At 71.3% G+C, this 22,382-nt stretch carries 21 protein-coding genes; 13 read left to right on the top strand and 8 right to left on the bottom strand.

What is annotated here, in order from left to right; all coding sequences use genetic code 11:
• Positions 1 to 27: 27 nt before the first annotated feature.
• The 6 genes from ABZ857_RS08905 to ABZ857_RS08930 all read left to right on the top strand — a co-directional run bounded on the left by ABZ857_RS08905 (position 28) and on the right by ABZ857_RS08930 (position 8,421).
• Positions 28 to 1,374: an ABC transporter substrate-binding protein gene (locus ABZ857_RS08905; protein WP_357039861.1), complete on the top strand. Its 1,347-nt coding sequence runs from the start codon at positions 28 to 30 to the stop codon at positions 1,372 to 1,374.
• Between the two features lie 149 nt (positions 1,375 to 1,523).
• Positions 1,524 to 2,477, top strand: coding sequence for a sugar ABC transporter permease (locus ABZ857_RS08910; protein ID WP_357039864.1), 954 nt, complete (start codon positions 1,524 to 1,526; stop codon positions 2,475 to 2,477).
• Entirely contained in the window at positions 2,474 to 3,355 is an 882-nt protein-coding gene (locus ABZ857_RS08915) for a carbohydrate ABC transporter permease (protein ID WP_357039867.1), read from the top strand. Before ABZ857_RS08910 ends, ABZ857_RS08915 begins: the two co-directional genes overlap by 4 nt.
• A gap of 139 nt (positions 3,356 to 3,494) precedes the next feature.
• Positions 3,495 to 4,946, top strand: a complete 1,452-nt coding sequence (locus tag ABZ857_RS08920) for a hypothetical protein (RefSeq protein ID WP_357039870.1) — start codon at positions 3,495 to 3,497, stop codon at positions 4,944 to 4,946.
• Entirely contained in the window at positions 4,943 to 6,073 is a 1,131-nt protein-coding gene (locus tag ABZ857_RS08925) for a hypothetical protein (RefSeq protein ID WP_357039872.1), read from the top strand. The genes ABZ857_RS08920 and ABZ857_RS08925 overlap by 4 nt, the downstream gene beginning before the upstream one ends.
• 122 nt (positions 6,074 to 6,195) lie before the next feature.
• Positions 6,196 to 8,421, top strand: a complete 2,226-nt coding sequence (locus ABZ857_RS08930; RefSeq protein ID WP_357039875.1) for a P-loop NTPase fold protein — start codon at positions 6,196 to 6,198, stop codon at positions 8,419 to 8,421.
• A gap of 15 nt (positions 8,422 to 8,436) precedes the next feature.
• Here the strand turns inward: ABZ857_RS08930 and ABZ857_RS08935 are convergent, their stop codons facing one another.
• Positions 8,437 to 8,895: a hypothetical protein gene (locus tag ABZ857_RS08935; protein WP_357039878.1), complete on the bottom strand. Its 459-nt coding sequence runs from the start codon at positions 8,893 to 8,895 to the stop codon at positions 8,437 to 8,439.
• A gap of 137 nt (positions 8,896 to 9,032) precedes the next feature.
• Between ABZ857_RS08935 and ABZ857_RS08940 the strand changes: the two genes are divergently transcribed.
• Positions 9,033 to 9,275 carry a hypothetical protein gene (locus ABZ857_RS08940; RefSeq protein ID WP_357039881.1) on the top strand — a complete coding sequence of 81 codons (243 nt, stop codon included), beginning with the start codon at positions 9,033 to 9,035 and terminating at the stop codon, positions 9,273 to 9,275.
• A 46-nt stretch (positions 9,276 to 9,321) separates the two neighbouring features.
• Here ABZ857_RS08940 and ABZ857_RS08945 read toward each other — a convergent pair whose 3' ends face one another.
• From ABZ857_RS08945 to ABZ857_RS08955, 3 genes are read right to left on the bottom strand one after another with little or no spacing between them, the layout of a single operon-like run.
• Positions 9,322 to 10,590 (bottom strand): cytochrome P450, encoded by a 1,269-nt coding sequence (locus ABZ857_RS08945; protein ID WP_357039884.1) that lies wholly within the window; start codon positions 10,588 to 10,590, stop codon positions 9,322 to 9,324.
• A 1-nt stretch (position 10,591) separates the two neighbouring features.
• Positions 10,592 to 10,792, bottom strand: a complete 201-nt coding sequence (locus tag ABZ857_RS08950; RefSeq protein ID WP_357039887.1) for a ferredoxin — start codon at positions 10,790 to 10,792, stop codon at positions 10,592 to 10,594.
• Complete coding sequence (locus ABZ857_RS08955) at positions 10,789 to 11,406, bottom strand: helix-turn-helix domain-containing protein (RefSeq protein WP_357039890.1); 618 nt, start codon at positions 11,404 to 11,406, stop codon at positions 10,789 to 10,791. Before ABZ857_RS08955 ends, ABZ857_RS08950 begins: the two co-directional genes overlap by 4 nt.
• A gap of 129 nt (positions 11,407 to 11,535) precedes the next feature.
• Between ABZ857_RS08955 and ABZ857_RS08960 the strand changes: the two genes are divergently transcribed.
• Positions 11,536 to 12,672, top strand: a complete 1,137-nt coding sequence (locus ABZ857_RS08960; protein WP_357039893.1) for a histidine kinase — start codon at positions 11,536 to 11,538, stop codon at positions 12,670 to 12,672.
• A gap of 169 nt (positions 12,673 to 12,841) precedes the next feature.
• Positions 12,842 to 13,618, top strand: coding sequence for an FCD domain-containing protein (locus ABZ857_RS08965; protein WP_357039896.1), 777 nt, complete (start codon positions 12,842 to 12,844; stop codon positions 13,616 to 13,618).
• On the opposite strand, the gene ABZ857_RS08970 is transcribed toward ABZ857_RS08965, so the two are convergent.
• Entirely contained in the window at positions 13,602 to 14,291 is a 690-nt protein-coding gene (locus tag ABZ857_RS08970; RefSeq protein ID WP_357039898.1) for an isochorismatase family protein, read from the bottom strand. The genes ABZ857_RS08965 and ABZ857_RS08970 overlap by 17 nt on opposite strands.
• Positions 14,292 to 14,436: 145 nt before the next feature.
• Between ABZ857_RS08970 and hydA the strand changes: the two genes are divergently transcribed.
• From hydA to ABZ857_RS08990, 4 genes are all read left to right on the top strand, one after another.
• The gene (gene hydA / locus ABZ857_RS08975; protein ID WP_357039901.1) at positions 14,437 to 15,858 is read left to right on the top strand and encodes a dihydropyrimidinase; all 1,422 of its coding nucleotides are present in this window, start codon (positions 14,437 to 14,439) and stop codon (positions 15,856 to 15,858) included.
• Positions 15,855 to 17,306, top strand: a complete 1,452-nt coding sequence (locus ABZ857_RS08980) for an aldehyde dehydrogenase family protein (RefSeq protein WP_357039904.1) — start codon at positions 15,855 to 15,857, stop codon at positions 17,304 to 17,306. Before hydA ends, ABZ857_RS08980 begins: the two co-directional genes overlap by 4 nt.
• Positions 17,307 to 17,315: 9 nt before the next feature.
• On the top strand, positions 17,316 to 18,053 hold the full coding sequence (locus ABZ857_RS08985) for an SDR family NAD(P)-dependent oxidoreductase (protein ID WP_357039907.1): 738 nt from the start codon (positions 17,316 to 17,318) through the stop codon (positions 18,051 to 18,053).
• A gap of 200 nt (positions 18,054 to 18,253) precedes the next feature.
• Positions 18,254 to 19,405 (top strand): glutathione-independent formaldehyde dehydrogenase, encoded by a 1,152-nt coding sequence (locus ABZ857_RS08990; protein WP_357039910.1) that lies wholly within the window; start codon positions 18,254 to 18,256, stop codon positions 19,403 to 19,405.
• Between the two features lie 43 nt (positions 19,406 to 19,448).
• Here the strand turns inward: ABZ857_RS08990 and ABZ857_RS08995 are convergent, their stop codons facing one another.
• The 3 genes from ABZ857_RS08995 to ABZ857_RS09005 are packed head-to-tail and all read right to left on the bottom strand — an operon-like array spanning position 19,449 to position 22,251.
• Complete coding sequence (locus ABZ857_RS08995) at positions 19,449 to 19,916, bottom strand: RidA family protein (RefSeq protein ID WP_357039912.1); 468 nt, start codon at positions 19,914 to 19,916, stop codon at positions 19,449 to 19,451.
• 31 nt (positions 19,917 to 19,947) lie between these two features.
• Positions 19,948 to 21,378, bottom strand: coding sequence for an amidohydrolase family protein (locus tag ABZ857_RS09000; RefSeq protein ID WP_357039915.1), 1,431 nt, complete (start codon positions 21,376 to 21,378; stop codon positions 19,948 to 19,950).
• A gap of 12 nt (positions 21,379 to 21,390) precedes the next feature.
• Positions 21,391 to 22,251, bottom strand: a complete 861-nt coding sequence (locus ABZ857_RS09005; protein WP_357039918.1) for a polysaccharide deacetylase — start codon at positions 22,249 to 22,251, stop codon at positions 21,391 to 21,393.
• Positions 22,252 to 22,382: the final 131 nt, after the last annotated feature.

Genomic DNA, 22,382 nt, shown 5'->3' on the forward strand with positions numbered 1-22,382 from the left:
GGCGCCCCCAGAAGAGAGATCGAACCCATGAAGAAATGGCAGACCCTCGCGGTCGTCGCCGTGCTCGCCGCGGGCGCCGCGGCCTGCAGCGACCCCTCTGTGGACTCCTCAGTGGATCCCGCCGCGGACCCCGCCGGCGGCACCTCGGACGCCGCGGCCGCCGCCACCTGGGCCGAGCCGACGGCCAGGCTCGACGGCGTCTCCCTGACGATCTGGGCCGCGCAGAACAGCAACGCGGTCCCCAAGCAGGTCGTCGACGCGTTCAGTAAGGCCACGGGCGCGATGGTCGAGATCGTCACCATTCCCGACCCGTACGAGCAGGGCGTGCAGACCAAGGTCGCCACCGGGGACAAGCCCGACCTGGCGTTCTGGCAGCCGACCGCGTCCATGCTCACGGCCATCAACGCCAAGGCGAACCTGCAGCCGCTGGACCAGGCCCCCTGGCTGTCCAAGCTCGCGCCCCAGCTCAAGGACATCACCGGCATCCTGAACGGCACGCGGTACGCCGCGCTGGTCACCAGCCCGGCCGTCGAGGGCGTCTACTACAACAAGGAGGTCTTCGCGGCCAACGGGATCACCGAGACCCCGAAGAACTTCGACGAGATGGTCGAGCTGGCCCGCACGCTCAAGGCCAAGGGCGTCACCCCCTTCTACGAGATGGCCGGCGACCGGTGGGCCACCCAGTGGTGGGTCCAGGTCCAGCTCGCCGACGCCGCCAAGGACGGGCTCTGGGACAAGATCAACAAGGGCCAGGAGACCTTCTCCAGCCCGGTCGTGCTCGGCGCGATCAAGAAGTACAAGTCGCTGATCGACGAGGGACTGTTCAACAAGGACATCAAGACCGCCACGTTCGAGGACCAGGGCAAGGCCCTGCTCGACGGCAAGGCCGCCATGGTGGTGCAGGTCAACTCCTTCTTCGGCCAGCTCCAGGCGACCGCCGACACCGCCACCCTCGACAAGAGGATCGGCTTCTTCCCGATCTCCCCCAGCGGCAACGTCGGCACCTTCATCCCCGACCAGTCCAACGCCCTGGTGGCCTTCACGACCGGCGACGCCAAGCGCGAGGCCGCCGCGCGGCAGCTCCTGTCGTTCTGGATGGGCCCCGGCTACAAGGACTTCGTCGCCGACCGCGACACCGTCTCGCTGGAGACCGACGTGCCGAGCCCGGCCTCGGTGCCCAAGGCGCTGCGGCAGGTGCACGACTCCCTCGGCGAGGCCGTCGGCTCCATGCAGGCCTTGGCCGTGGCCAACCCCGACCTGTACATCAACCTCGCCGACATGATCACCGGCACCATGACGCCCGAGCAGGTGGCCTCCACCACCCAGGAGCAGTTCGCCCAGCTCGCCAAGGCCGCCGGCGCGGCCGGTTTCTGACGCCCGACGACTCGCGGCCGACAACTACGCGCCCGACGACTCGCGCCCATCGACTCGCGCCCATCGACAGACCCATTGACAGGGCGCGGAGGCCGCGGCTCGCCCCGTCTCCGCGCCCGGTCGATGGGCCCGGCACCTGAGGACATGCCATGCTGACTGCCACGGACACCCCCGTCCCGGACCGGCCGCTCGCGCCGCCGCCCGCCCCGCGCGGTCCCGCCGGCCGCACCCGCCGCAAGCCGGACCGGACCCACCCGATGTGGTTCATGGCCCCGGCGTTCGCGATCCTGCTGGTGTTCTTCTTCCTGCCGACCGCGTTCAACTTCGTCTACGCGTTCACCGACTGGTCGGGCTTCAAGAGCGCCATCAGGCCGGTCGGGTTCGACAACTTCGCCGACCTCGCCTCCAGCGGCACGCTGTTCTCGGCGCTACGCATCACCGTGGTCTACGCCGTGCTCGTGGCGGTCTTCCAGAACCTCTTCGGGCTGGGCCTGGCCCTCCTGCTGGAGCGCGACACCTGGGTCAACCGCACGCTGCGGGTGTTCTTCCTCATCCCGGTGCTGATGTCCGCACTCGCCGTGGGCTACATCTTCCAGGCCCTGCTCAAGCCCGAGGGCAGCCTCAACCAGGTGCTGTCACAGGTCTTCCGGCACCACATCGACTACGCCTGGCTGGGCGATACCCGCTGGACCATCGTCGTGGTCGCCCTGGTCCACGCGTGGAAGTGGATGGGCCTGTCCATGCTCATCTACCTGGCCGGGCTCAAGACGATCCCCGAGGAGATCATGGAGGCGTCCCGCATCGACGGCGCCTCGCGCTGGCACGCGTTCCGGCGCCTGCGCTTCCCGCTGCTCGCCCCGGCGATCACGTTCAACGTCGCCACCGCCCTGCTCGGCTCCATGAACGGCTTCGACGTCGTGCAGGCCACCACCGGCGGCGGTCCCGCCCGGACGACCGAGATCCTCAACATCTTCATCTACCGGACCTTCGGGCAGGGCCTGTTCGCCCAGGCCACGACCATGAGCCTGGTGCTGTTCCTGCTCGTGTCGCTCATGGCCTTCCCCGTCATCCGCATCCTGCGCAAGCGTGAGGAGATCCTGTGACGCCGCACTCCCCCGCCCGCCGGCCCGCCTCCTCCATGACCGGCTCCGTGGCCAGGGACGCCTCGTTCCCGACCCGCCTGCAGCCGTTCGCCGCCACGGCGCTGGCACTGGTCGTCATCGGCATCCCGCTGTGGCTCGTCGTGGCGACCGCCGGCAAGTCGCGGGGCGAGGCCCTCATCCCGGACCTCACCCCGCCCACCCACTGGCACCTGCTGGAGAACCTGGGCGAGGTGTGGAGCGAGGGCGAGGTGCCCGCCGCGTTCTTCGGCAGCCTCCTCGTCGTGGTGCCCGCCGTCATCGGCGTCCTGATCTTCGGGTCGATGGCGTCCTGGATCCTCGCCCGGCGCGCCACCCGGCTCAACGCCGTGCTGTACGCGCTCGCCATCAGCGGCATCATCCTGCCCCCCGCGGTGGTCACGGTCGTGCTGCTGCTGCGCCAGCTCGGCCTGGCGGGCAGCGCCGTCGGGATGATCGGCGTCTACATGGGCATCTACATGTCCACCGTCATCTTCTTCGTCACCGGCTTCGTCCGCACCATCCCCACATCACTGGAGGAGGCCGCCCAGATCGACGGCGCCGGGCCCGTGCGCGTCTTCTTCCACGTCGTCCTGCCCCTGCTGCGGCCGGTCCTGGCCACCGCCACGATCCTCGTCTGCCTCTACGTCTGGAACGACGTCTTCTACGCCTTCTTCGTGGTCGGCGGCCGCCTCGACACCCTGCCGCTCAACCTCTTCCGCGTCGCCGGCGCCGGGCTCTACCTCAACAACTGGCATCTCATCTTCGCCTACGTCATCCTCATGAGCCTGCCGCTCGTCGTGGTCTTCGCCGTCGCGCAGCGGAAGATCATCTCCGGCATCACCAGCGGCGCCGTGAAGTAACGACCGCGCGCGCCCTTTTCGCCTCCGATCCCGGCGGTGCCCGTCGAGCCCGCCGTACCACCCCCTCCGGGGCGCTCACGCGTCCCGGTGACAGGAGAGGACACCCATGCACCGACAAAGGTCATTCCGGCGTGCCCGCGTGACGGCCGTGACCGCGGCCCTCGCCGCGGCGGCCCTGACCGCCGGGCCCCTCGCCGGCCCGGCCGGCGCGGACACCGCCGCCGACGTCGTCGCGGTCGACTTCGCCCAGGCCACCGGGCCGGTCCACGGCGGCGCGACCGGCATGCTGTACGGCCTGTCCGACCCGGGCGTCCCGGGAGACCCCCTCGTCGCCGGCGCCCGGCCGCGTACGGTCGCCCAGAAGGCCCCGGACGGCGACCAGCACCCCAACGGCGACGCGCTCAAGATCGCGGATGGCTTCTTCGCCTCGGGCGGCGAGGAGATCGTCGTCTACATGCAGGACGTCTACAGCAAGTGGCCCTACGAGAACCTCGGCATCGACGACTACCTCGCCAAGGTCGACGCGATGGTCCGCAAGGTCGTCACCGAGCGCCCGAAGGACAAGGACAGGTTCGTCTGGGTGCCGTTCAACGAGCCCGACTGGATCTGGTACCAGAACTGGTCCACGATGAAGCAGAAGTTCTTCAGCGACTGGAAGGCGGTCGTCGAGCGCATCCGCTCGATCGACCCCGGCGCCCGCATCGTCGGCCCGAACGAGTCGTGGTACAACCCCGGCCGCCTGCGCGACTTCCTCACCTGGGCCAAGGACGACACCTGCGGCGGGAAGAGCTGCCTGCCGGACATCATGGCCTGGCACGAACTGTCCCGCGGCAGCCTCGCCGACTACCGCGGCCGCTACGAGGACTACCGGCGGATGGAGCGCGAACTCGGCGTCGGCCCGCTGCCGATCAACATCGACGAGTACGGCAACCGGCGTGACATGTCGGTCCCCGGCCAGATGGTCCAGTGGATCACCATGTTCGAGGACACCAAGGTCGACGCCGACATGGCGTTCTGGACCTACGCCGGCAACCTCTCCGACCACGCCGTGCGCACCCGCCAGGCCAACGGCGCGTGGTGGCTGCTCAAGTGGTACGCGGACCTGACCGGACAGACGGTGAAGGTCACCCCGCCGCAGCCGGACGTCCCCGACACGGTCCAGGCCCTCGCGGCCGTCGACCCCTCCGTACGGCGGGGCACCGTGCTGGTCGGCGGCGGCGCCGCGCCGGTCCGGCTGGACCTCTCCGGGCTCGACCCCGCGGTCTTCGGCACGCGGGTCGACGTCGTCGTGTCCAAGACGACGTGGACCGGCTACGAGGGCGACGCCACGCGGCCGCCGGTCGTCGCGGCCACCCGGACCACTGTGCGTGGCGGCACGCTCCAGGTCGACCTGCCGGGCGGCGACGTGATGGCCGCCTACCGGGTCACGATCGTCCCGTCGAGCGGCGGCGCGCCCGCGCCCGACGCTCCGTGGAGCGTCTCGGTCGAGGCCGAGTCGGCCACGCTCACCTCGGCTCAGGCGTACAACCAGGACACCACGGCCGACCCGCAGCTCTACGCGACCTCGGCAAGCGGGACGTCGGCTCCATGAACAAGGCCGGCTCCGCCGTCACGTTCCCGGTGACCGTGCCCCGCGACGGCCGCTACCGCCTGGGCGTCTTCCAGGGCGCGAACAAGGCGCCGGGCAGGCACGCGCTGTTCGTGGACGGCACGCTCGACCAGATCGTGCAGTACTCCGCCGACCTCGGCTGGACCTACCGCGGCCGCACCGACGTGGAGGTCGAGCTGACCGCCGGCGCCCACGAGCTGTCCCTGCGCACCAGCGCCGACGGCACGACCCTGCTGCCCGGCAGCGACATCACGCTGGACAGGTTCGACCTCACCGAGGTCACAGGACCCGAGCGGGCGGCGTACCCGGCCGACGAGGCCCGGCTGTCCGGCGGCGCGGGCATCGCCCGTGAGGGCAAGGGCGCCGCCGTCACGCTCGGCGGCACCGCCCGCGCGACGTTCTTCGCCGCCGTGAGCGAGGACGGCTACTACGACCTCACCTTCTCCTACAAGGCGGCGGGAGCCGGCGACCTCGACGTCCGCGTCGACGGACGGCGGATCGCCGGGGTGCGGGCCACGCGCCCCGGCGAGGCGGCCTCCCGGGCCCGCGTGTACCTCCCGGCCGGCGTCTCGGTGGTCCAGGTGGGCGGCCCGGCCGGCCTGCGGCTGCGCGGCCTGACCACGGTCCGGGCCGAGGAGGCGGACGCGGCGGCCTACCGGATCGAGGCCGAGCAGGCGCAGCGCGCCGGAACGGCCCGCGTGGTCACCGTCCCGGCCACGAGCGGCTCGAACGCCTCCGCCGGCGCCTACGTGGGCGACATCGGCAACGGCGCGGGCAACACGCTCACCCTGACCCGGCCCAAGGGGTTCGGCCCCGGCGAGTACGTCCTGGTGGCGCGCTACGCCAACGCCGACAGGAACACCGGGCACCCGTACAACACCGACGTCATCAGCCGGTTCCTCGACATCACCGAGACGGGCGGGGCGACGACGCGCGGCGTGTTCCGGCACAGCTACGCGTGGGACAACTTCTGGTCCCAGGCGACGCCGCTCACCCTGACGACCGCCTCCGGGGCGCTCGTCCTCGGCAACGCCACGGCGTACGCGCCCAACCTCGACCGGTTCGAGCTCGCGCGGCTCGTGCTGGAGGTCGACAACACCGCCAAGTGACCGGCAGGGCCCGCCGTGCCCGTCCACGGCGGGCCCCCCTTCGCCCACCGGCCGTACGGACGACCGGGTCATGGTAGGTGAGAAGTGCCGCATGTCCTGTCGGGGCGTAGGACGATGTGACCATGAGCACTCCCCCGGCTTCCACAATCGAGCAGGCCGTCGCCGGCATCAGCGACGAAACAGGGGCGGTCAGGGGCGCCGGCGTGCTCGTCGCCGCGGATCTCGTGCTGACGTGCGCGCATGTGATCGCCCGCGGGAGTAACGAGCAGCCGGGGACCGTGCTCGTGGACTTCCCGTTCCTCCGCACCGGGCCCTTGCGGGCGAGTGTCCACTTCTGGGCGCCGCAGGTGCCGGGTTCGGAGCCCGGAACCGGGGACCTCGCCGTCCTCCGGCTGGAAAGGTCGTTGCCGCCGGACGTCCGGCCGGTCGAGTTCGCCGCCGCCGCGCCGCCCGGTCTTCAGGTCAGCGCCTACGGATTTCCGCGCGGCTACCAAGACGGGCGCTGGGCGTCCGGGCGCACGGTGGGAAGCCTGCCGAACGGCGCCGTCCAACTGGAGGCCACCGACAGCACGGGGTTCACGGCCGGCTACTCCGGAGCGCCCGTCTGGAGCCCCGAACTCGGTGCGGTGCTCGGCATCCTCTACGCGGTGGACGGTCCAGACGACAGAGCCGGGTACATGAGCCCGGCTCCCGCTCTCGCCGAGATGTGGCCGGAGTTCGGCGCCGTCGTCCGCTCTGCTCGGGAGCGGGCCGCCGAGGTTCCCGAGGCCCGGCGCCGAAGGCCCGGAGAGTTCGCGCCGGGCGGGCGGGAGCGCACGCAGTGGGTCAGCGACGCGCCGGCCGACCGCGATGTGCTCAGGCGGGCCGCGCTGGCGAACGTGCTCGCCAGGCAACTGCGCCACGCGCGGACGGAGGCCCCGGACGCGTCGTTTCTGGTGCACGTCGACGGTTCGTGGGGGACGGGCAAGAGCACCCTGCTCAAGCTGCTCGCCCGCGACCTGCGGAGCGACTCGATCGTGGCTTTCTTCGACACCTGGCGGCACGTGCGGATCGAACCACCCTGGTGGGCGCTGCTCACCACCATCCGCAAGGCGGTCGTCCAGCACAGGCCCCGCTGGCGGCGTCCCTTCTTCCTCATACGAGAGCTCCTCGCGCGTGTCCGTCGCGACGGCGCCCCTCAGGTGCTGTCGGGCCTGCTGCTGGTCGGCGCGGCGCTCCTCGCCGCGTTCCTGTTCAGGGCGGGCGTCATCACGGTCCGCAGCGTCGAGCCGACCTTCAAGACCGTCACCACCGTCGTCGGAGCGGCCGGCGCGCTGTGGACGGCCGGGATCCTCGTCAGCAGGTACGCGATGTGGGGATCGGCGCGCAGGGCCCGCACCTTCGAGCAGTCCCACACCGACCCAATGAACGACGTCGCCGAGCACATCGCCTGGCTCGTGCGCCACGCCGGCCGGCCCATCGTCGTCTTCGTGGAGGACCTCGACCGCTGCAACGCCGACTACGTCGTGAACTTCCTCGATTCCGTCCAGACGCTCGTCCGCGACGTGCCCGAGCACTGGCGTCGGCCCGTACGCCACACTCCGGACTTCCATGCCCCGAGCTTCGTCGTCGCGATGGACGGCGCCTGGCTGCGCTGCGCCTACGAGAACGCCTACGAGACGTTCACATCGGCGGTCGCCGAGCCGGGACGCCCCATCGGCTACCTGTTCCTGGACAAGCTCTTCCAGCTCAGCGTCCCCATGCCCAAACTCGGCGGAGCCAGCCGGGACCTGTACTTCGGCGAGCTGCTCGGCGTGAACGTCGCGAAGCCACCGCCGGCCACCGCCGACCGGGTCCGCGCGGCACTCACCACGAGCAGCGACGAGATCGAGGTGCTGGAGACGTTGGCGAAAGCCGACCCCCAGGTCCGCGAGATCGTGGCCTCGCAGGCGGTCGAACGGATGCTCGACGCCGGCGTACAGGACGTCTCCCACCACGCCCTCGCGAAGTTCTCCCGGTTGCTGCACAGCAATCCGCGCGCGATGAAACGGTTCGTCAACACCTACACCGTCCTGCGTGCCGTACGCGTTCTGGAGGGCAGCCTGGTGCCGACCGACACCCTCGCGCTGTGGACGCTTCTTCGCATCCGATGGCCGGAGCTGGCGGACTACCTGGAGTCGCATCCCGAGGCCGTCGAACGGATCACGGAAGGTTCCGGTGTGCAGGACCTGCCGGAGTCGCTCTCGCAGTTGGCGGCCTCGCAGGACCTCCATGAGGTGCTGTGTGGCGTACCGGGCGTGACGCTCACGCCGGACGTGATCCGCGCCTGTTCCGGAGCGGGCGACGACCTGGCACCGCTCCGTACGTAGAAACCGGCGGGCGATTCACGCTCTGATCGTCTTCGTCGCGCAGTGCGCGGCCGGGCCTTCGAGTCCTTTGGTGACGCAGACCCGCAGGTCGACCCTCGTGACCTTGCCACGCGACTCGAAGAGGAAGCCCACGTAGCGGCTGCCTGAGGGCGAGCACAACCCGCGGGACGGCGACCGCTCCCTCTCGCCGGTGCGGTAGTGGAACACGGCCTGGACGGAGGCGCAGTGGCCCCGGTGCCGGTCGCGGTCGTACAGCCGGCCGTAGATCTGGAAGTACCGCTCCCCGAAGCCGGTGGTCCACACCCGTGCCTCGGCCCGCCCCGAGTGCGCGGGCGACGAGGTGACCGTCCCCCGGCCGACGTCCGCCCCTGTGACCGCGCCCGTGACCGCGCCCGTGACCGCGCCGGCCGCCGTCGCGGGCAGGCCCGCCGCCAGCGCACCGGCCAGCGCCACTCCCAGAATCGCCGCACGCATCGCTTCTCCTCTCCTTTCCCTCCTGATTACGGCAGACCGCTTGGAACCGTCTTGCGTCCCGCTGCCGCCGCAGGCCGGGCTCCCCGCTTCGGCTGGCGGGGCTGCCGGACGACGAGCGCGACCGGGTCCGCGCGGAGGTGCGGCGGCGCTACCTGCCCGGCGGCGAGGGCCGGCTCGACGGCGCCGTCCGCTGCGCACGCGACGATCCCGGCGAGCTGGCCGCGGCCATGCTGGGCGTCCTCGGCGACACCGAGGCGGCGGACCGGCTCGCCCAGCGAGGGGCCGCGTACGTGCGGGAGCGCTACAGCTGGGCGCGCACCGCCCGGCGCACCCTGACGGCGTACGCCGACGCGGCGCGCCCCCGTCCTGCCGCTCGATGACGGCCGGCCCCGATCATCCGGACCCCGGCGACGACCTCGCGGGCGGTCAGCCGATGCGGAGCGGAAGCGTGCGCGGTCCCCGCACCTGGCCGGGGGCCCAGGCCACGGCCGAGGGGTCGGCGAGGCCGAACACGGGGACCCGCTCCAGCCAGACCTCCAGGGCGACCCGGAGCTCCATGCGGGCCAGGTGCGAACCCACGCACCGGTGGATGCCGAGCCCGAACGCCGCGTGCCGGTTGATCTCGCGGTCGATGATCACCTCGTCGGGCCGGTCGAACTGCGCGGGGTCGCGGTTGGCGGCCGGGAACGACAGCAGGACCCAGTCGTCGGCCTTCATGTCGACGCCGCGCCAGTGCATGTCCTCCTTGACCAGCCGGGCCATCGTGACCGGCGCGTACGCCCGGAGGAACTCCTCCATCGCGGTCGGCAGCAGCTCCGGCTCGGCGACCAGGCGCTCGCGGTCGGCCGGGGTCTTCGCCAGGTGCCACAGCGAGGCGCCGATCGCGCTCCACGTCGTGTCGATCCCGGCGATGAGCAGCAGGGCCATCGTGCCGGCCACGTGCGAGGGGTCGAGCTTGTTGCCGTACAGCTCCGCCTCGATCAGGTAGGTGGTGAGGTCGTCGCGTGGGTCGCCGACGTGGTCGCGGATCTGCTCCAGCAGGTAGTCGAACAGCTCCCCCATGTTCGCGACCCGCTCTTCCGGCGGAAGGTTCACGCCTTCGAGCGCGTGCTCGATGAACTCCCGGAACCGCGGCCCGTCCTCGGGCGGGAAGCCCAGCATGTCGGAGATGACCCGCATCGGGATGTGCTGCGCGTAGTCACGGGCGGCGTCGACGATCTCCGCGCCCTCGAACGCGTCGATCAGCGAGTGGCAGAACGCCCGGGTCGCCTCCTCCCGCTTCGCCACCTCCTTCTTGGTGAACGCCGGGAGCAGCAGCTTGCGCGCGTCGTGGTGGAACGGCGGGTCGGAGGAGATCGGCGGTACGGCTCCCACCGGCGCGATTTCCCTGGGCGGCCGGTAGTTGCTCATGATGATCGCCCGGGAGGAGAAGCGCTCGGTGTCGTAGGCGATGGCCGCGACGTCCTCGTACCGCGTCGGCAGCCATCCGCCGCCGAACCTCTCGGTGTGCGCGATCGGGCAGCGCTCCCGCAGGTCGTCCTGGATGGGGTACGGATCGGCGGCCCACTCGGGCTCCAGGTGGGAGAAGTCGGTCGCCCAGTCGGAGACGGGCCCGGTGATGATCTCGTTGCGCGTGCCGAGGGGCGCCTCCTGCGACTCCCGGAAGTCGCGGACGAAGCGGTCGTCGACGGTCATCTCACGCCTCCTCAAGGAGAGCGACCGCCTTCTCGGGACAGTTGGAGGCCGCGACCCGCGCCGCGCGCTCCTCGCCCGGCGGCACGACGCCGTCGCCGGCGACCTGCCCGTAGCCCTCGTCGTCCTCCTTGAACAGGCCGGGCGCGAGGTCGTAGCAGCGGCCGTGTCCCTGGCAGCGCTCGGGATCGATCTGCACTTTCACTGGTGCTCCCCCTTGTGGTGTGTGGGGTCGGTCGGGGCGATGGCGGTGACGAGACGGGTGAGCAGGGCGCTCCACTCCTCGTCGCCGACCGCGTGCAGGTCCGGCGTGAGGAGCGCGCTGCCCATCGCGAGCAGGAGGCACAAGTGGGCGACCGCGCCGGGAGAGAGGGCCGCGTCGATCTCGCCGTCGTGCTGGGCGGCGCGGACGAGCCCGGCGAGCCAGTCGGCCCGCTCGCCGACGTAGTCGTGCATCGGGCGGGCCACGTCCTCGTCACGGCGGGCCGCGACGAGCGCCTCGACGATCAGGGAGCCGCGGGCGTCGGGACGGCGCGGGAGGCGGCGGCCCACGGCGACGAGCAGGTCCGCGACCGGCCGGTCGGGGTCGGCGGCCAGCAGATCGGCCAGCAGCCGCGGCCCGTGGGCGCGCAGTGCGGCCACGATCAGCTCCGCCTTGGAGCCGAAGTGCGCGTACAGGGCCCCGTTGCTCACCCCGGCCGCCGCGGCGATGTCGGCCACGCGCGTGCCGTCGTACCCGCGCCTGGCGAACACGTCGACGGCGGCGCGCAACAGCCGCTCCCGCGTCTCCGCGGCGGTGACGCCCGGGATCCGCCCCATGCCGGAATTAAATGGCCGTTCATTTGATTCCGTCAAGACCGCCCCGCGTCGAGCGCCCGGTCTTCAGGCGGGTGACGTGCGGCGATGCTCGATGTGACGACTATCGGATAAAAGTCGCAAACTAGCATCATGTGGACAAAATGGGGGATAGTTCGCCGTCGTGACTGGTTCGTCGACGCGGCGCTGGCCACGGCCGTCATCGCCTTCACCATCCCCACCACCCTCATCGGCTACAGCTTCTCCCTCTGGGGCAGCACGCCGGACGGGCTCGAGATCGCGATAGGGGCGATCACCGCGGCGGCCATGCTGGTGCGGCGCCGCACCCCCTGGCCCGCGATCGTCGCCTCGGCCGTGTGCGCCTGCTTCACCGGGCAGGTCGTGCCGATGATCCTCGCCGTCTTCTCGATGACGGCCGAGCACCGGGTGCGCCGGTGGCAGTACGTCGCCCTGGCCCTGACGGTGGTCTACTTCGCCGTCGACTACGTGAACCCCCACACCGACCACTCGGTCTACCTGAACATCGTGCGCGCGCTGACCCTCATCTACCTGCCCGCGGTGGTCGGCACCTGGGTGTACGCCTACCGGCAGCTCATCAGGGACCTGCGTCTCGGCGTACGCGAACGCGAGGAGATCGCCGCCTCCGAGGAGCGCCGCAAGATCGCCAGGGAGATGCACGACACCGTCACCCACGCGGTCACCGCGATGGTGCTCAACGCCGGCATGGCCCGTGACACCACCGAGCCGGGCGAGATCCAGGAGCTGACGGCGGCCATCGAGGACAAGGGTGTGCAGGCGCTTGGCGAACTGCGGCAGCTGCTCACCGTGCTCCGCCGCGAGGACGGGGACCTCGCCGAGGGCACCGAGGCGATCGCCCGGCTGGTCGGCGAGGCGCAGGCGACCGGAATCAAGGTGGATCTCCGCCTCGACGCTCCCCCGGGGGCGCTGCCGAGACAGGTCTCGCACGCCTGCTACCGGCTGGTGCAGGAGGGGCTCAGCAACGTGCGCAAGCACGCGCCGGACTCCCGGGTGCAGGTCACGTGCGAGGTCACAGGCGACCAGGTGGCCGTCTCCGTGGTCGACACGCCGGACCGCGGCGATCCCGGCGGAAAGGCGGTCAGGGCCGCGCCCTCCCTCGGTGGCGGGTACGGCCTGGCCGGCATCCGGGAGCGCGTGTCCCTCGCGCAGGGCCGGTTCTTCTCCGGGCCGACTCCCGAGGGCGGTTTCGTGCTCGCCGCCCGGCTCCCCCTGCGGCGGCCGGACGGCTGAGGCGCCGGGGGTCGAGCTCACCGATCCCGACAGCCGGGTACGGCGCCTCGAACGACGTTCCAGGCGCCGGGCGGAACGATATTATGGGCGCTTCAGTGGGGTCCTTGAGGATGGGGAGGCTCGCAAAGTGGCTAGGCGAGCGCGACCATCGGCTTCCGACGCATCCACGGTGAACGGCACCACTCCCGAACTGAACCTCGAAGAGGAGCGGCTGCTCGGCATCGTGTTGCGGGCCGACGGTCCCGTGGGCGCCCGGCTCGCGGGCCGCCAGCTGCGCGAGAGCGGGCTGGAGGTCAGCGAGGCGACCGTCTCACGGATCTTCAAACGCCTGGACGACTTCGGCCTCACCATGCCCTCGGGACGCAAGGGCCGCACGCTGACCGAGCACGGGCGGCGCTGCGCCGAGGCGTTGTCCGCACGGCAGCGCCACGAGGAGGAGTTCGCCCGGGCCTTCGACATCCGCACCGTGGAGCAGCTTCTCGACCTGCTGCACGCCCGGCGCGGCGTCGAGCGGGAGATCGCCGGCCGGGCGGCGAGCAAGGCGACCGACGACGACGTCGCGAGCCTCGAGGAGATCCTGCGCAGTCACGAGAAGCGACTGGCCGACGACGAGGACGCCCGCCAGGTCGGCATGGACTTCCACCGCGCGATCGCCCGCATCGCGGGCAGCGACCTGCTGGGGGCGCTGGCGGGCGCCGTGCTCAACGAGTCGCTCATCCCGCTGGAGAAGGTCCTCGACGTGATCACCGGCGGTCACGGCACCGTGGGCCAGTCCGTGCCCGAGCACGTGGAGATCGTCTCCGCGATCCGCCGCCGCGATCCGGCGGCGGCGGAGGAGGCGATGGCCCGTCACCTCACCCGGCTGATCGACGAGGTCACCGAGTTCTCCCGCAGCGACCAGGTCCGCATCTTCGACCGGTTGCTGATGTTCACCCGCCAGTCGTGACGGCGCCCGTCCGCGGGCGTCGCCCGAGGTGGTCGATGACCTCCTCGATGGGCAGCACGTCGGCGTAGCGGGCGTTGATGTCGAACAGGTTGGCCTCGTGCGCCGAGGCCGAGCGGTCGCCGACGGCCTCGGCCGGGACGATGGCGCGGAAGCCGTAGTCGAGGGCGCTCTCGCAGGTCGAGCGGATGCACCCGCTGGTGCTGCACCCGACGACGATCACCGTGTCGATCCGCTGGGCGACGAGGATGCTCAGCAGGTTGGTGTTGAAGAACGCGCTGGCCCGCGGCTTCTCGATGAGCGCCTCGTGCGGGCGGCGGTCCAGTTCGGGCACCAGCCGGACGCGCTCCGACCCGCGGATCATGCGCTCCGAGTGCGGGGTCTTGAGCCGGGTCACGAGGGGCAGGTCGGAGTACGTCTCGTCGTACGCCATGGTGGTGAACACCACCGGGATGTCGTCCCGCTCGCGCACGACCTCCAGAAGCCGCCGGATGTTGTGCAGCACGCCGTCGAGGTCGGCGCCGATCATCTCGTCCGGCCGTGTCCAGGCACCGGCCATGTCGATGACCAGGAGGGCGACGCGTTCCCCCCATCCGACACTCCCGGCGAACCCGGCCGCCAGGTACTGGTCGAGCAGGTCCCGGTTGCCGAGGCCGTGGGTCTGCACAGCGGTCATGTTGGCATCACCTTTCACCCAGGGGCGACGATTTACGATCGTCACCATACAGCCATCTTCCTCATTTTTGATAGACCTGGACACTAGCAGGGGCTTTGCGATAGACATCGTTCTGTATTGATGGATAATCGCCGGGAGATGTCTGGTGCGTGATGACTTTGACCTCGTAGTGAGCGGCGCGCTCGTCGTGGCGGAGCACGACATCGAGGTCGCCGACCTCGGCGTCGCGGGCGAGAAGATCGCGGCGCTCGCCGCGCCCGGCACCCTGAGGGGGACGCGGATCGTCGAGGCCCGTCCCGGCTCGGTCCTGGTCCCCGGGGGGATCGACACCCACACCCACATCGCCTGGCCGATCGCGGAAGGCGTCCGCAGCCTCGACGACTTCGCCTCCGCGACCCGGGCGGCGGCCGTCAGCGGCACCACCACGGTGATCGACTTCGTGCCGGCCTCCGGCGGGTCGCTCGTGGCCGCGGCGCGCGAGCGCATGGCCGAGGCGGCGTCATCGGTGATCGACTACACCTTCCACCCGGTGATCGCCCGCATCACCCCGGAGCGGCTGCGCGAGATCCCCACTCTGGTGGACGAGGGCCTGGCCTCCTTCAAGATCTACACGACGTACGACGACCGGCTCGACGACGGCGAGATCAGGGCGGTGATGACCACGGTGGCCGAGGCGGGCGGCCTCGCCGGATTCCACGCGGAGAACCACGCCATCCTCGAACACGCCAAGTCCGCGGTGCTGGCCGAGTCCGGCGCGGTCATCGACCGGTTCCCCGGCAGCCGTCCCGGCAGCGCAGAAAGCGCCGCGATCGGCCTGGTGACGCACTTCGCGCGGGAACTCGGCGCGCCGGTGTACGTCTACCACGTCTCCGGCGGCGAGGCGCTGTCCGCCATCGAGGCCGCCCGCGAGACGGGCGTCCTGGTGCAGGCGGAGACCTGCACCCACTATCTGGTGCTCGACGACTCCGTGTACGGACGCCCCGACGGGTGGAAGTACGTCATCACGCCGCCGATCAGGGACGCCGCCGATCAGGACCGCCTCTGGGGCGCCCTGCGCGCCGGAGTGCTGGGCAGCGTGGCCTCCGACCACTGCGCGTACGGCCTGGAACACAAGCTCCCCGGCGCCGCCGACTTCACCGCGCTGCCTCCTGGGGCCCCCGGCCTGGACGCGCGCCTCCCCCTGCTGTGGCACCACGCGGTGACCCGGGGCCGGCTCGGCCTGCGGGGATTCACCGAGGTGTCGGCCACCGGCCCGGCCCGCACGTTCGGCATCTATCCCCGCAAGGGCGTCATCCGTGTGGGCGCGGACGCCGACCTCGTGCTGTGGAACCCCGAGCGGGAGTGGACCTGGCCGGTCTTCGAGGCCGGCTGGGGCAGCGACTACGAGCCGTACGAGGGCATGACCGGCGTCGGCCTGCCCGAGCTCACGATCTCCCGCGGCCGGGTGGTGGCCCGCGACGGCCGCTTCACGGGCTCCGGCGGAGCCGGGCGCTTCGTCCCCCAGCGGATCGACATCGGTCAGTGGCCCAGGACGGCTCCGGCGGCACAAGAGGCGGTGCGGAAATGAGCGGTGAACGGCTGATGTTCGTCGGCGGCGAGTGGACCGAGGCCCGCGACGGAGCCCGGACGCCGGTCGTCGAGCCGGCCACCGGCACGACGCTGACCTCGGTGCCGGCGGGCGGGGCGGCGGACGTGGACCGGGCGGTCGCGGCGGCCAGACGCTGCTTCGACGAGGGCCACTGGAACGGCGAGGTGCCACCCCGGCGCCGCGCCGCCGTGCTGAACCGCATGGCCGAGGGCATCCGCGCCCGCGCGGACGAGCTGGCCCGGCTGGAGGTGCGCGACTCGGGCAAGCCCCTGCGGAACGCCCTCGCCGAGGTGGAGGAGGCGGCCTTCGTCTTCGAGTACTACGCGGGGTGGGTGACCAAGCTCGCCGGCGAGGTGACCCCCGTGGGCCCCGGGGCGATCAACATGATCGTGCACGAGCCGGTCGGGGTGTGCGGGCTCATCGTCCCCTGGAACTTCCCGCTGCTGATGGCCGCGCAGAAGGTCGCCCCCGCGCTGGCCGCCGGGTGCACGGCGGTGCTGAAGCCCGCCGAGGACACCCCGCTGACCGCCCTGGAACTGGCCGCCGTCGCGGCTGCGGCGGGACTGCCCGCCGGGGCGCTGAACGTCGTCACCGGAACCGGGCCGGACGCCGGCGCCCCGCTGGTGGAGCACCCAGGCGTCGACAAGATCAGCTTCACCGGCTCCCGGGAGGTCGGGGCGACGGTCGCCGCCGGCGCCGGAGCGGCGCTGAAGCGGGTCACCCTCGAACTCGGCGGCAAGTCGCCCAACATCGTGTTCGCCGACGCGTCCTTCGACGAGGCCGTCGCGGGCACGTGCAGGGGCGTCTTCGACAACCAGGGCGAGGTGTGCTCCGCGGGCACCCGGGTGCTGATCCAGCGGGACGTCTTCGACGCCGCGCTGGCGGCGATCACGGAGCGGGCGAGCGCGCTCCGCCTCGGCGACGGGCTTGACCCGCTGACCACCATGGGCCCGCTGGTCTCGGCCCGGCAGCGCGACCGGGTGAACCGCTACATCGAGATCGGCGAGCGGGAGGGCGCGCGGGTCGTGTACGCCGGCACGCCGCCCGCCGGAGACCGGCTCGCCGGCGGCTACTTCGTCCCCCCGGTCGTCTTCCACGCGCCGTCCCAGCGCCTGCGGATCGCGCAGGAGGAGATCTTCGGGCCGGTCATGACCGTGCTGCCGTTCGACGACGCCGACGAGGCGATCCGGCTCGCCAACGACACGGCGTTCGGCCTGGGCGCCGCGATCTGGACCAACGACGTCCGCCAGGGCCTACGCGTCGCCAAGGCCGTACGCGCGGGCGTGGTGTGGCTGAACGACACGCAGGCCGCCCCGACCGAGGGGATCTGGGGCGGGTTCAAGGCGAGCGGGATCGGCCGCGAACTGGGCCGTCAGGGCCTGGAGGCCTACCTGGAGCCCAAGCAGATCTACATCAACCTCACCTGAAGGAGCAGCATGTCCGTGTTGGAGGGGCGGGTCGCCCTCGTCACCGGAGGCGCCCGCGGCATCGGCAGGCACGTCGCCGCGACGCTCGCGGCCGACGGCGCGACCGTGGTCGTGGCGGACCGGCGGATCGAGGGCGTGGCGGCGGGCGACGACGGGATCGCCCGCGTCCACGAGGCGGACGTCGCGGTCCGCGAGCAGGTGGCCGAGGCCGTCCGGGCCACGGCCGAGGAGTTCGGCGGGATCGACGTCCTGGTGAACAACGCCGGCATGGACATCGCCCGGCAGGACACCTGGAACCAGTCGCCGGAGGAGTGGAGCCGGGTCGTCGACGTCAATCTCAACGGGGCCTGGTGGTGCACGTCCGCGGCCCTGCCGTACATGATCCCGCGAGGCGACGGCCGGGTCGTCTTCATCGGTTCCAACGCCGCCAGGCTCGGCGGTTTCGGCATCGGCCACTCCCCCGCCTACTCCGCGGCGAAGGCCGCGCTGTCCGGCCTGGTCGTCGCGCTGTCCTCACAGCTGGAGCAGTTCGGCATCCGGGTGAACGCGATCTCCTCGGGGCCGACGGGCACCACCGGCACACCGCCCACGGACGAGGAGCGCGCCGAGCACCTGCGCCGTTTCCCGCTGGGCTACGGCGGCTCCGGCCCGATCGCGGCCGCCGTCCGCTATCTCGTCCACCCGTCCGGCGACTGGGTGAGCGGCACGGTCATGAACGTCAGCGGCGGAGAGCACCGGGGCATCTGACCACGGCGGCATCTGACCACGGCGGCATCTCACCATCGGGGCATCTGACCAGGCCGGGCGGCGGTTTTCGCCCCGCCCGGCGGGGGTACGCATTTCACACCGATACAGCGGGCACGTGGACCCGGAACGCATCCGCCGGGCCGCCGTCGCGCGACCCGCTCCGCACGCGTCCGCCGTAACGATCGCGTTTGTGAGTAGCCATGAAAGCCGTGGTCTACGAAGGCCCTCGACAGGTCAAAGTCACCACCGTTCCGGACGCCCGGATCGAGCGGCACACCGACGTCCTCGTCCGCGTCACCACCTCCAACATCTGCGGCTCCGACCTGCACATGTACGAGGGCAGAACCAGCTTCGAACCGGGTCGCGTCCTCGGGCACGAGAACCTCGGCGAGGTCGTCGAGATCGGGGACGCCGTCGACCACGTCAAGGTCGGCGACATGGTGTGCCTGCCGTTCAACATCTCGTGCGGCTTCTGCGCCAACTGTGAGAAGGGCCTGACCGCCTTCTGCCTCACCACGAACCCCACACCGGGCCTGGCCGGCGCGGCGTACGGCTACGCCGACATGGGCCCCTACAACGGCGGCCAGGCCGAGCTGCTGCGCGTGCCGTACGGCGACTTCAACTGTCTCGTCCTGCCCGAGGACGCGCGGGAGAGGCAGACCGACTACGTGATGCTGGCCGACGTGTGGCCCACCGGCTGGCACGCCACGATGCTCGCCTGCGTGCAGCCCGGCGACACCGTCGTGATCTACGGCGCGGGCCCGGTCGGCCTGATGGCCGCCTACTCCGCCCTGCTCAGGAACGCGAGTGGCGTGATGGTCATCGACCACCATCCGGACCGGCTGGCGAAGGCGGAGGAGATCGGCGCGATCCCGATCGACGACTCCCGGTCCTGCCCGGTCGAGCAGGTCCTGGAGCTCACCCAGGGGATCGGCGCCGACCGGGGCTGCGAGTGCGTGGGCTTCCAGGCGCACGACCCGGAGGGCACGGAGCGTCCCAACATGACGCTGAACAATCTGGTCAAATCGGTGAAGTTCACCGGGAACATCGCGGTCGTCGGCCTCTTCGTCCCCCGCGACCCCGGCGGTGGGAACAACCTCTACAAGCGGGGAGAGGTGTCCATCGACTACGGGACCTTCTGGTCCAAGGGCCAGACGATGAGCACCGGCCAGTGCAACGTCAAGAACTACAACCGCCAGCTGTGCGCCCTCATCCACGAGGCCGGCGCCCGGCCGTCCTGGATCGTCTCGCACGAGCTGGACCTCGACGACGCGCCGGAGGCGTACGAGCACTTCGACGCGCGGGAGGAGGGCTGGACCAAGGTGGTCCTGCACCCGAACAAGGCCGGTTGAGCACGCGGGCCCCGCCGGGTGGCGGGGCCGCGTGCCCGCGCGGTCAGGGACGTACGGCGACGACGAGTTCGATCTCCACGGGCTGGTTGAACGGCAGGCTGGAGGTGCCGATGGCCGAGCGGGCGTGCTGACCCTTGGCCCCGAACAGCTCGACCATCAGATCCGAGAAGCCGTGCATGACCGCCGGCTGGTCGTGGAACCCCGGCGCGCTGTTCACGAACCCCAGGGCTTTGACGATCCGCTCGATCCGGTCGAGGTCGCCCAGGTGGTCGCGCAGCGTCCGCAGCAGTTGCACCCCGGTGGCCCGGGCCGCCCTGATCGCGTCCTCGACGCTCACCTCCGCGCCCACCTGCCCGCGGTAGAGCAGGTTGCCGTCGTTGTCCTCGGGGCCGTGGCCGGAGACGAACAACAGGTCGCCGTGCCGCACGACCGGCACGAGGCCGGCGCCGGGCCGGATCTTACGGGGCAGCTCGATGCCCATCGACGCGAGTTTGCTCTCGACGGCACTCACGGGAAACTCCTTCTGTAGAGGACAGAACACATCAGCGGAACGGGCGGAGGGAGGACGGCGCGACCTCTTCGAGGGTCCGGCCGAGCCGGTCGTGGTCCGGCACCCGGGCCCAGGAGCGCTCGCCGGCCCGCTGGAGGCGCTCGGCGAGCCCCTCCTCGTCCACGGTGAGCACGACGCCGTCCCGCATGACCCACGCGCCGTCGATGATCACCGACGCCAGGTCCTCCCGGGTCGCGTAGTAGACGAGGTTCCTGACGGGGTCGCGGACCGGTGACATGGCGGGGGTGTCGAGCCGCCACAGCAGCAGGTCGGCCTTGGCTCCCGGCGCGATCCTGCCCAGGTCGTCGCGGCCGAGCAGCCGGGCCGCGTTGACCGTCGCGGCGTCGAGCAGGTGGGCGGCGAGCCAGGAGTCGGCGCGCCGGTCGGCCACCTTGCCCAGGATCGCCGACCAGCGGATCGACTCGATCATGGACTGCGGCGTGGTGTCGGTGCCGAGCGTGATGTTCACGCCGGCTCTGCGGTAACCGGGGAGGGATTCGACCATGATGCCGCGCCGGGCGAACGTCCAGGCGTTGTAGGAGATCGAGGCTCCGGAGTCCGCGATGCGCCGCAGGTCGTCGCCGGGCAGGTTCAGCCACGAGGTGCCGGTGGTGAAGATCGCGTGACCGAGCACGACCCGGGGGCCGAGGAACCCGGCCGACTCCAGATACTCGATGGGCGTCATGCCGTGCGCCGCCATGACGTCCATCACCTCGAAGACGGCCTGGGCGGCGTGGATCGTCAGCGGCACCTCCAGCTCGTCGGACAGCCGCCGCGACTCCTTGAGCAGGTCGGGCGTGCAGGTGTTGGCCTGCCACGGGGACAGGAAGCCCCGCACGCGGTCAGAACCGCGGCCGCGCAGGTCCTCGATCAGCCGCACGGCCCGTTCCAGGCCGGCGAACCCGCCGTCCTCGTCCCACTCGTACGCGACGCTGTTCCCGTCGGGGGTGTACCACCGGCCCGACTTGTAGCCGTCGGCGACGTAGGCGCGCAGGCCCGCCCGGTCGCAGGCCTCGGCCACCCGCCGGCCCCGCAGCCCCTGGTGCATCACCGTCGTGGTGCCCGTACGGATGAGCTCGGACATCGAGAACTCGATGCAGGTGCCGACGCCCTCCTCGTCGATGGACGCCTCCTGCAGCAGCAGGGTCTCGACCAGGCCGGTGGAGAAGAACTGCCGCTGCCCGACGTCCTCCTGGAAGGACTTGTCCAGCGGGGCGGTCTCCAGGTGGGCGTGCGTGTTGATGAAGCCCGGCGTCACCAGCGTCTCGCCGGCGTCCACCCACTCGTCGGCGGGTCCCCCGTAGCCGCGGCCGGCGAAGACGACGCGGTCGCCGTCCACGACGACGGTGCCGTTCTCCAGCAGCCGGTGCTCACCGTCCTGGAAGGCCACCACATAGCGGGCGTCGATGCGCAGGATCGGCACGTGCCCCTCCCCTCACTCCGCCGGGGCCGCCGGGGCCGCCGGGGCGGTCCAGGCGTCGAAGATGTCGCTGAGCGTGGCGATCCACAGCTCCGGCAGCGAGGTCGCGTACTCCAGGAAGCGGTCGAGCATCATCATGTGGTGCGGCCGCCCGATCGACTGCGGGTGCAGCACGAGGGTCATCACGCCCGGCCGCACGTACTTCAGCCCGTAGTCGAGCGAGTCGGTCCACCGCCGCAGGACCACGTCGGTGTCGGACAGGCCCATCGAGTATCCGCCGACGTACTCGAAGGCCACCCAGTCCTCCAGGAACCACGAGGTCGGGAACTCCAGCACGCGGTACGGCCGGCCGAAGACGGTGGCCCCGTGCAGGTTGATCTCCTTGATCTCCCTCGGGTGGTACGGCTCGAAGTCGCGGCCCGACAGGCTGCTGTGCCAGTCGAACCCGAAGTCCTCCAGGATGGTGAACGTGTTGTGGGTCATCGTCCCCGAGGGCGCCCGGTAGCCCCTGGGCCGCGTGCCGAGCACGTCGAGGTGCTGCTGGATCTGGTGCTCCATGAGCTTGCGCTCGATGGGCTCGGGCATGTCGGTGAGGTTCTCGTGGTAGACCCCGTGGGCGCAGATCTCGTGCCCACCGGCGAGAACGGCCTTGCAGCGATCGGGCCAGGTCATGATCGAGTGGCCGGGGATGCCCCAGGTGGTCGGGATCCGGTAGCGGTCGAAGATGTCGAGCAGCCGCGGCACGCCCACCTCGGCCCCGAACTCGCCCCGGGCCAGGATGGCGGGGTCGTTCTTGCCCTTGGCCAGCCACGCCGCCTGCGCGTCGAAGTCGACGGTGACGGCGAGGGCGAACTGCTTGTCGTGCGGAAGGGGCATCGTTGCCTCCTGGGCGATATGCGCGCGATGGGACGGATGAGTGGGAATGAGCCGGGCCGTTGATCGGCTGAGGCGGGCGGACCGTACTGTTGGGGAGGAAAGCCGCGGCCCGCGGAGGCGCCCGGCGCGAG

The sequence above is a fragment of the Microbispora sp. NPDC046933 genome (assembly GCF_040644635.1).
Classification (GTDB): Bacteria; Actinomycetota; Actinomycetes; order Streptosporangiales; family Streptosporangiaceae; genus Microbispora.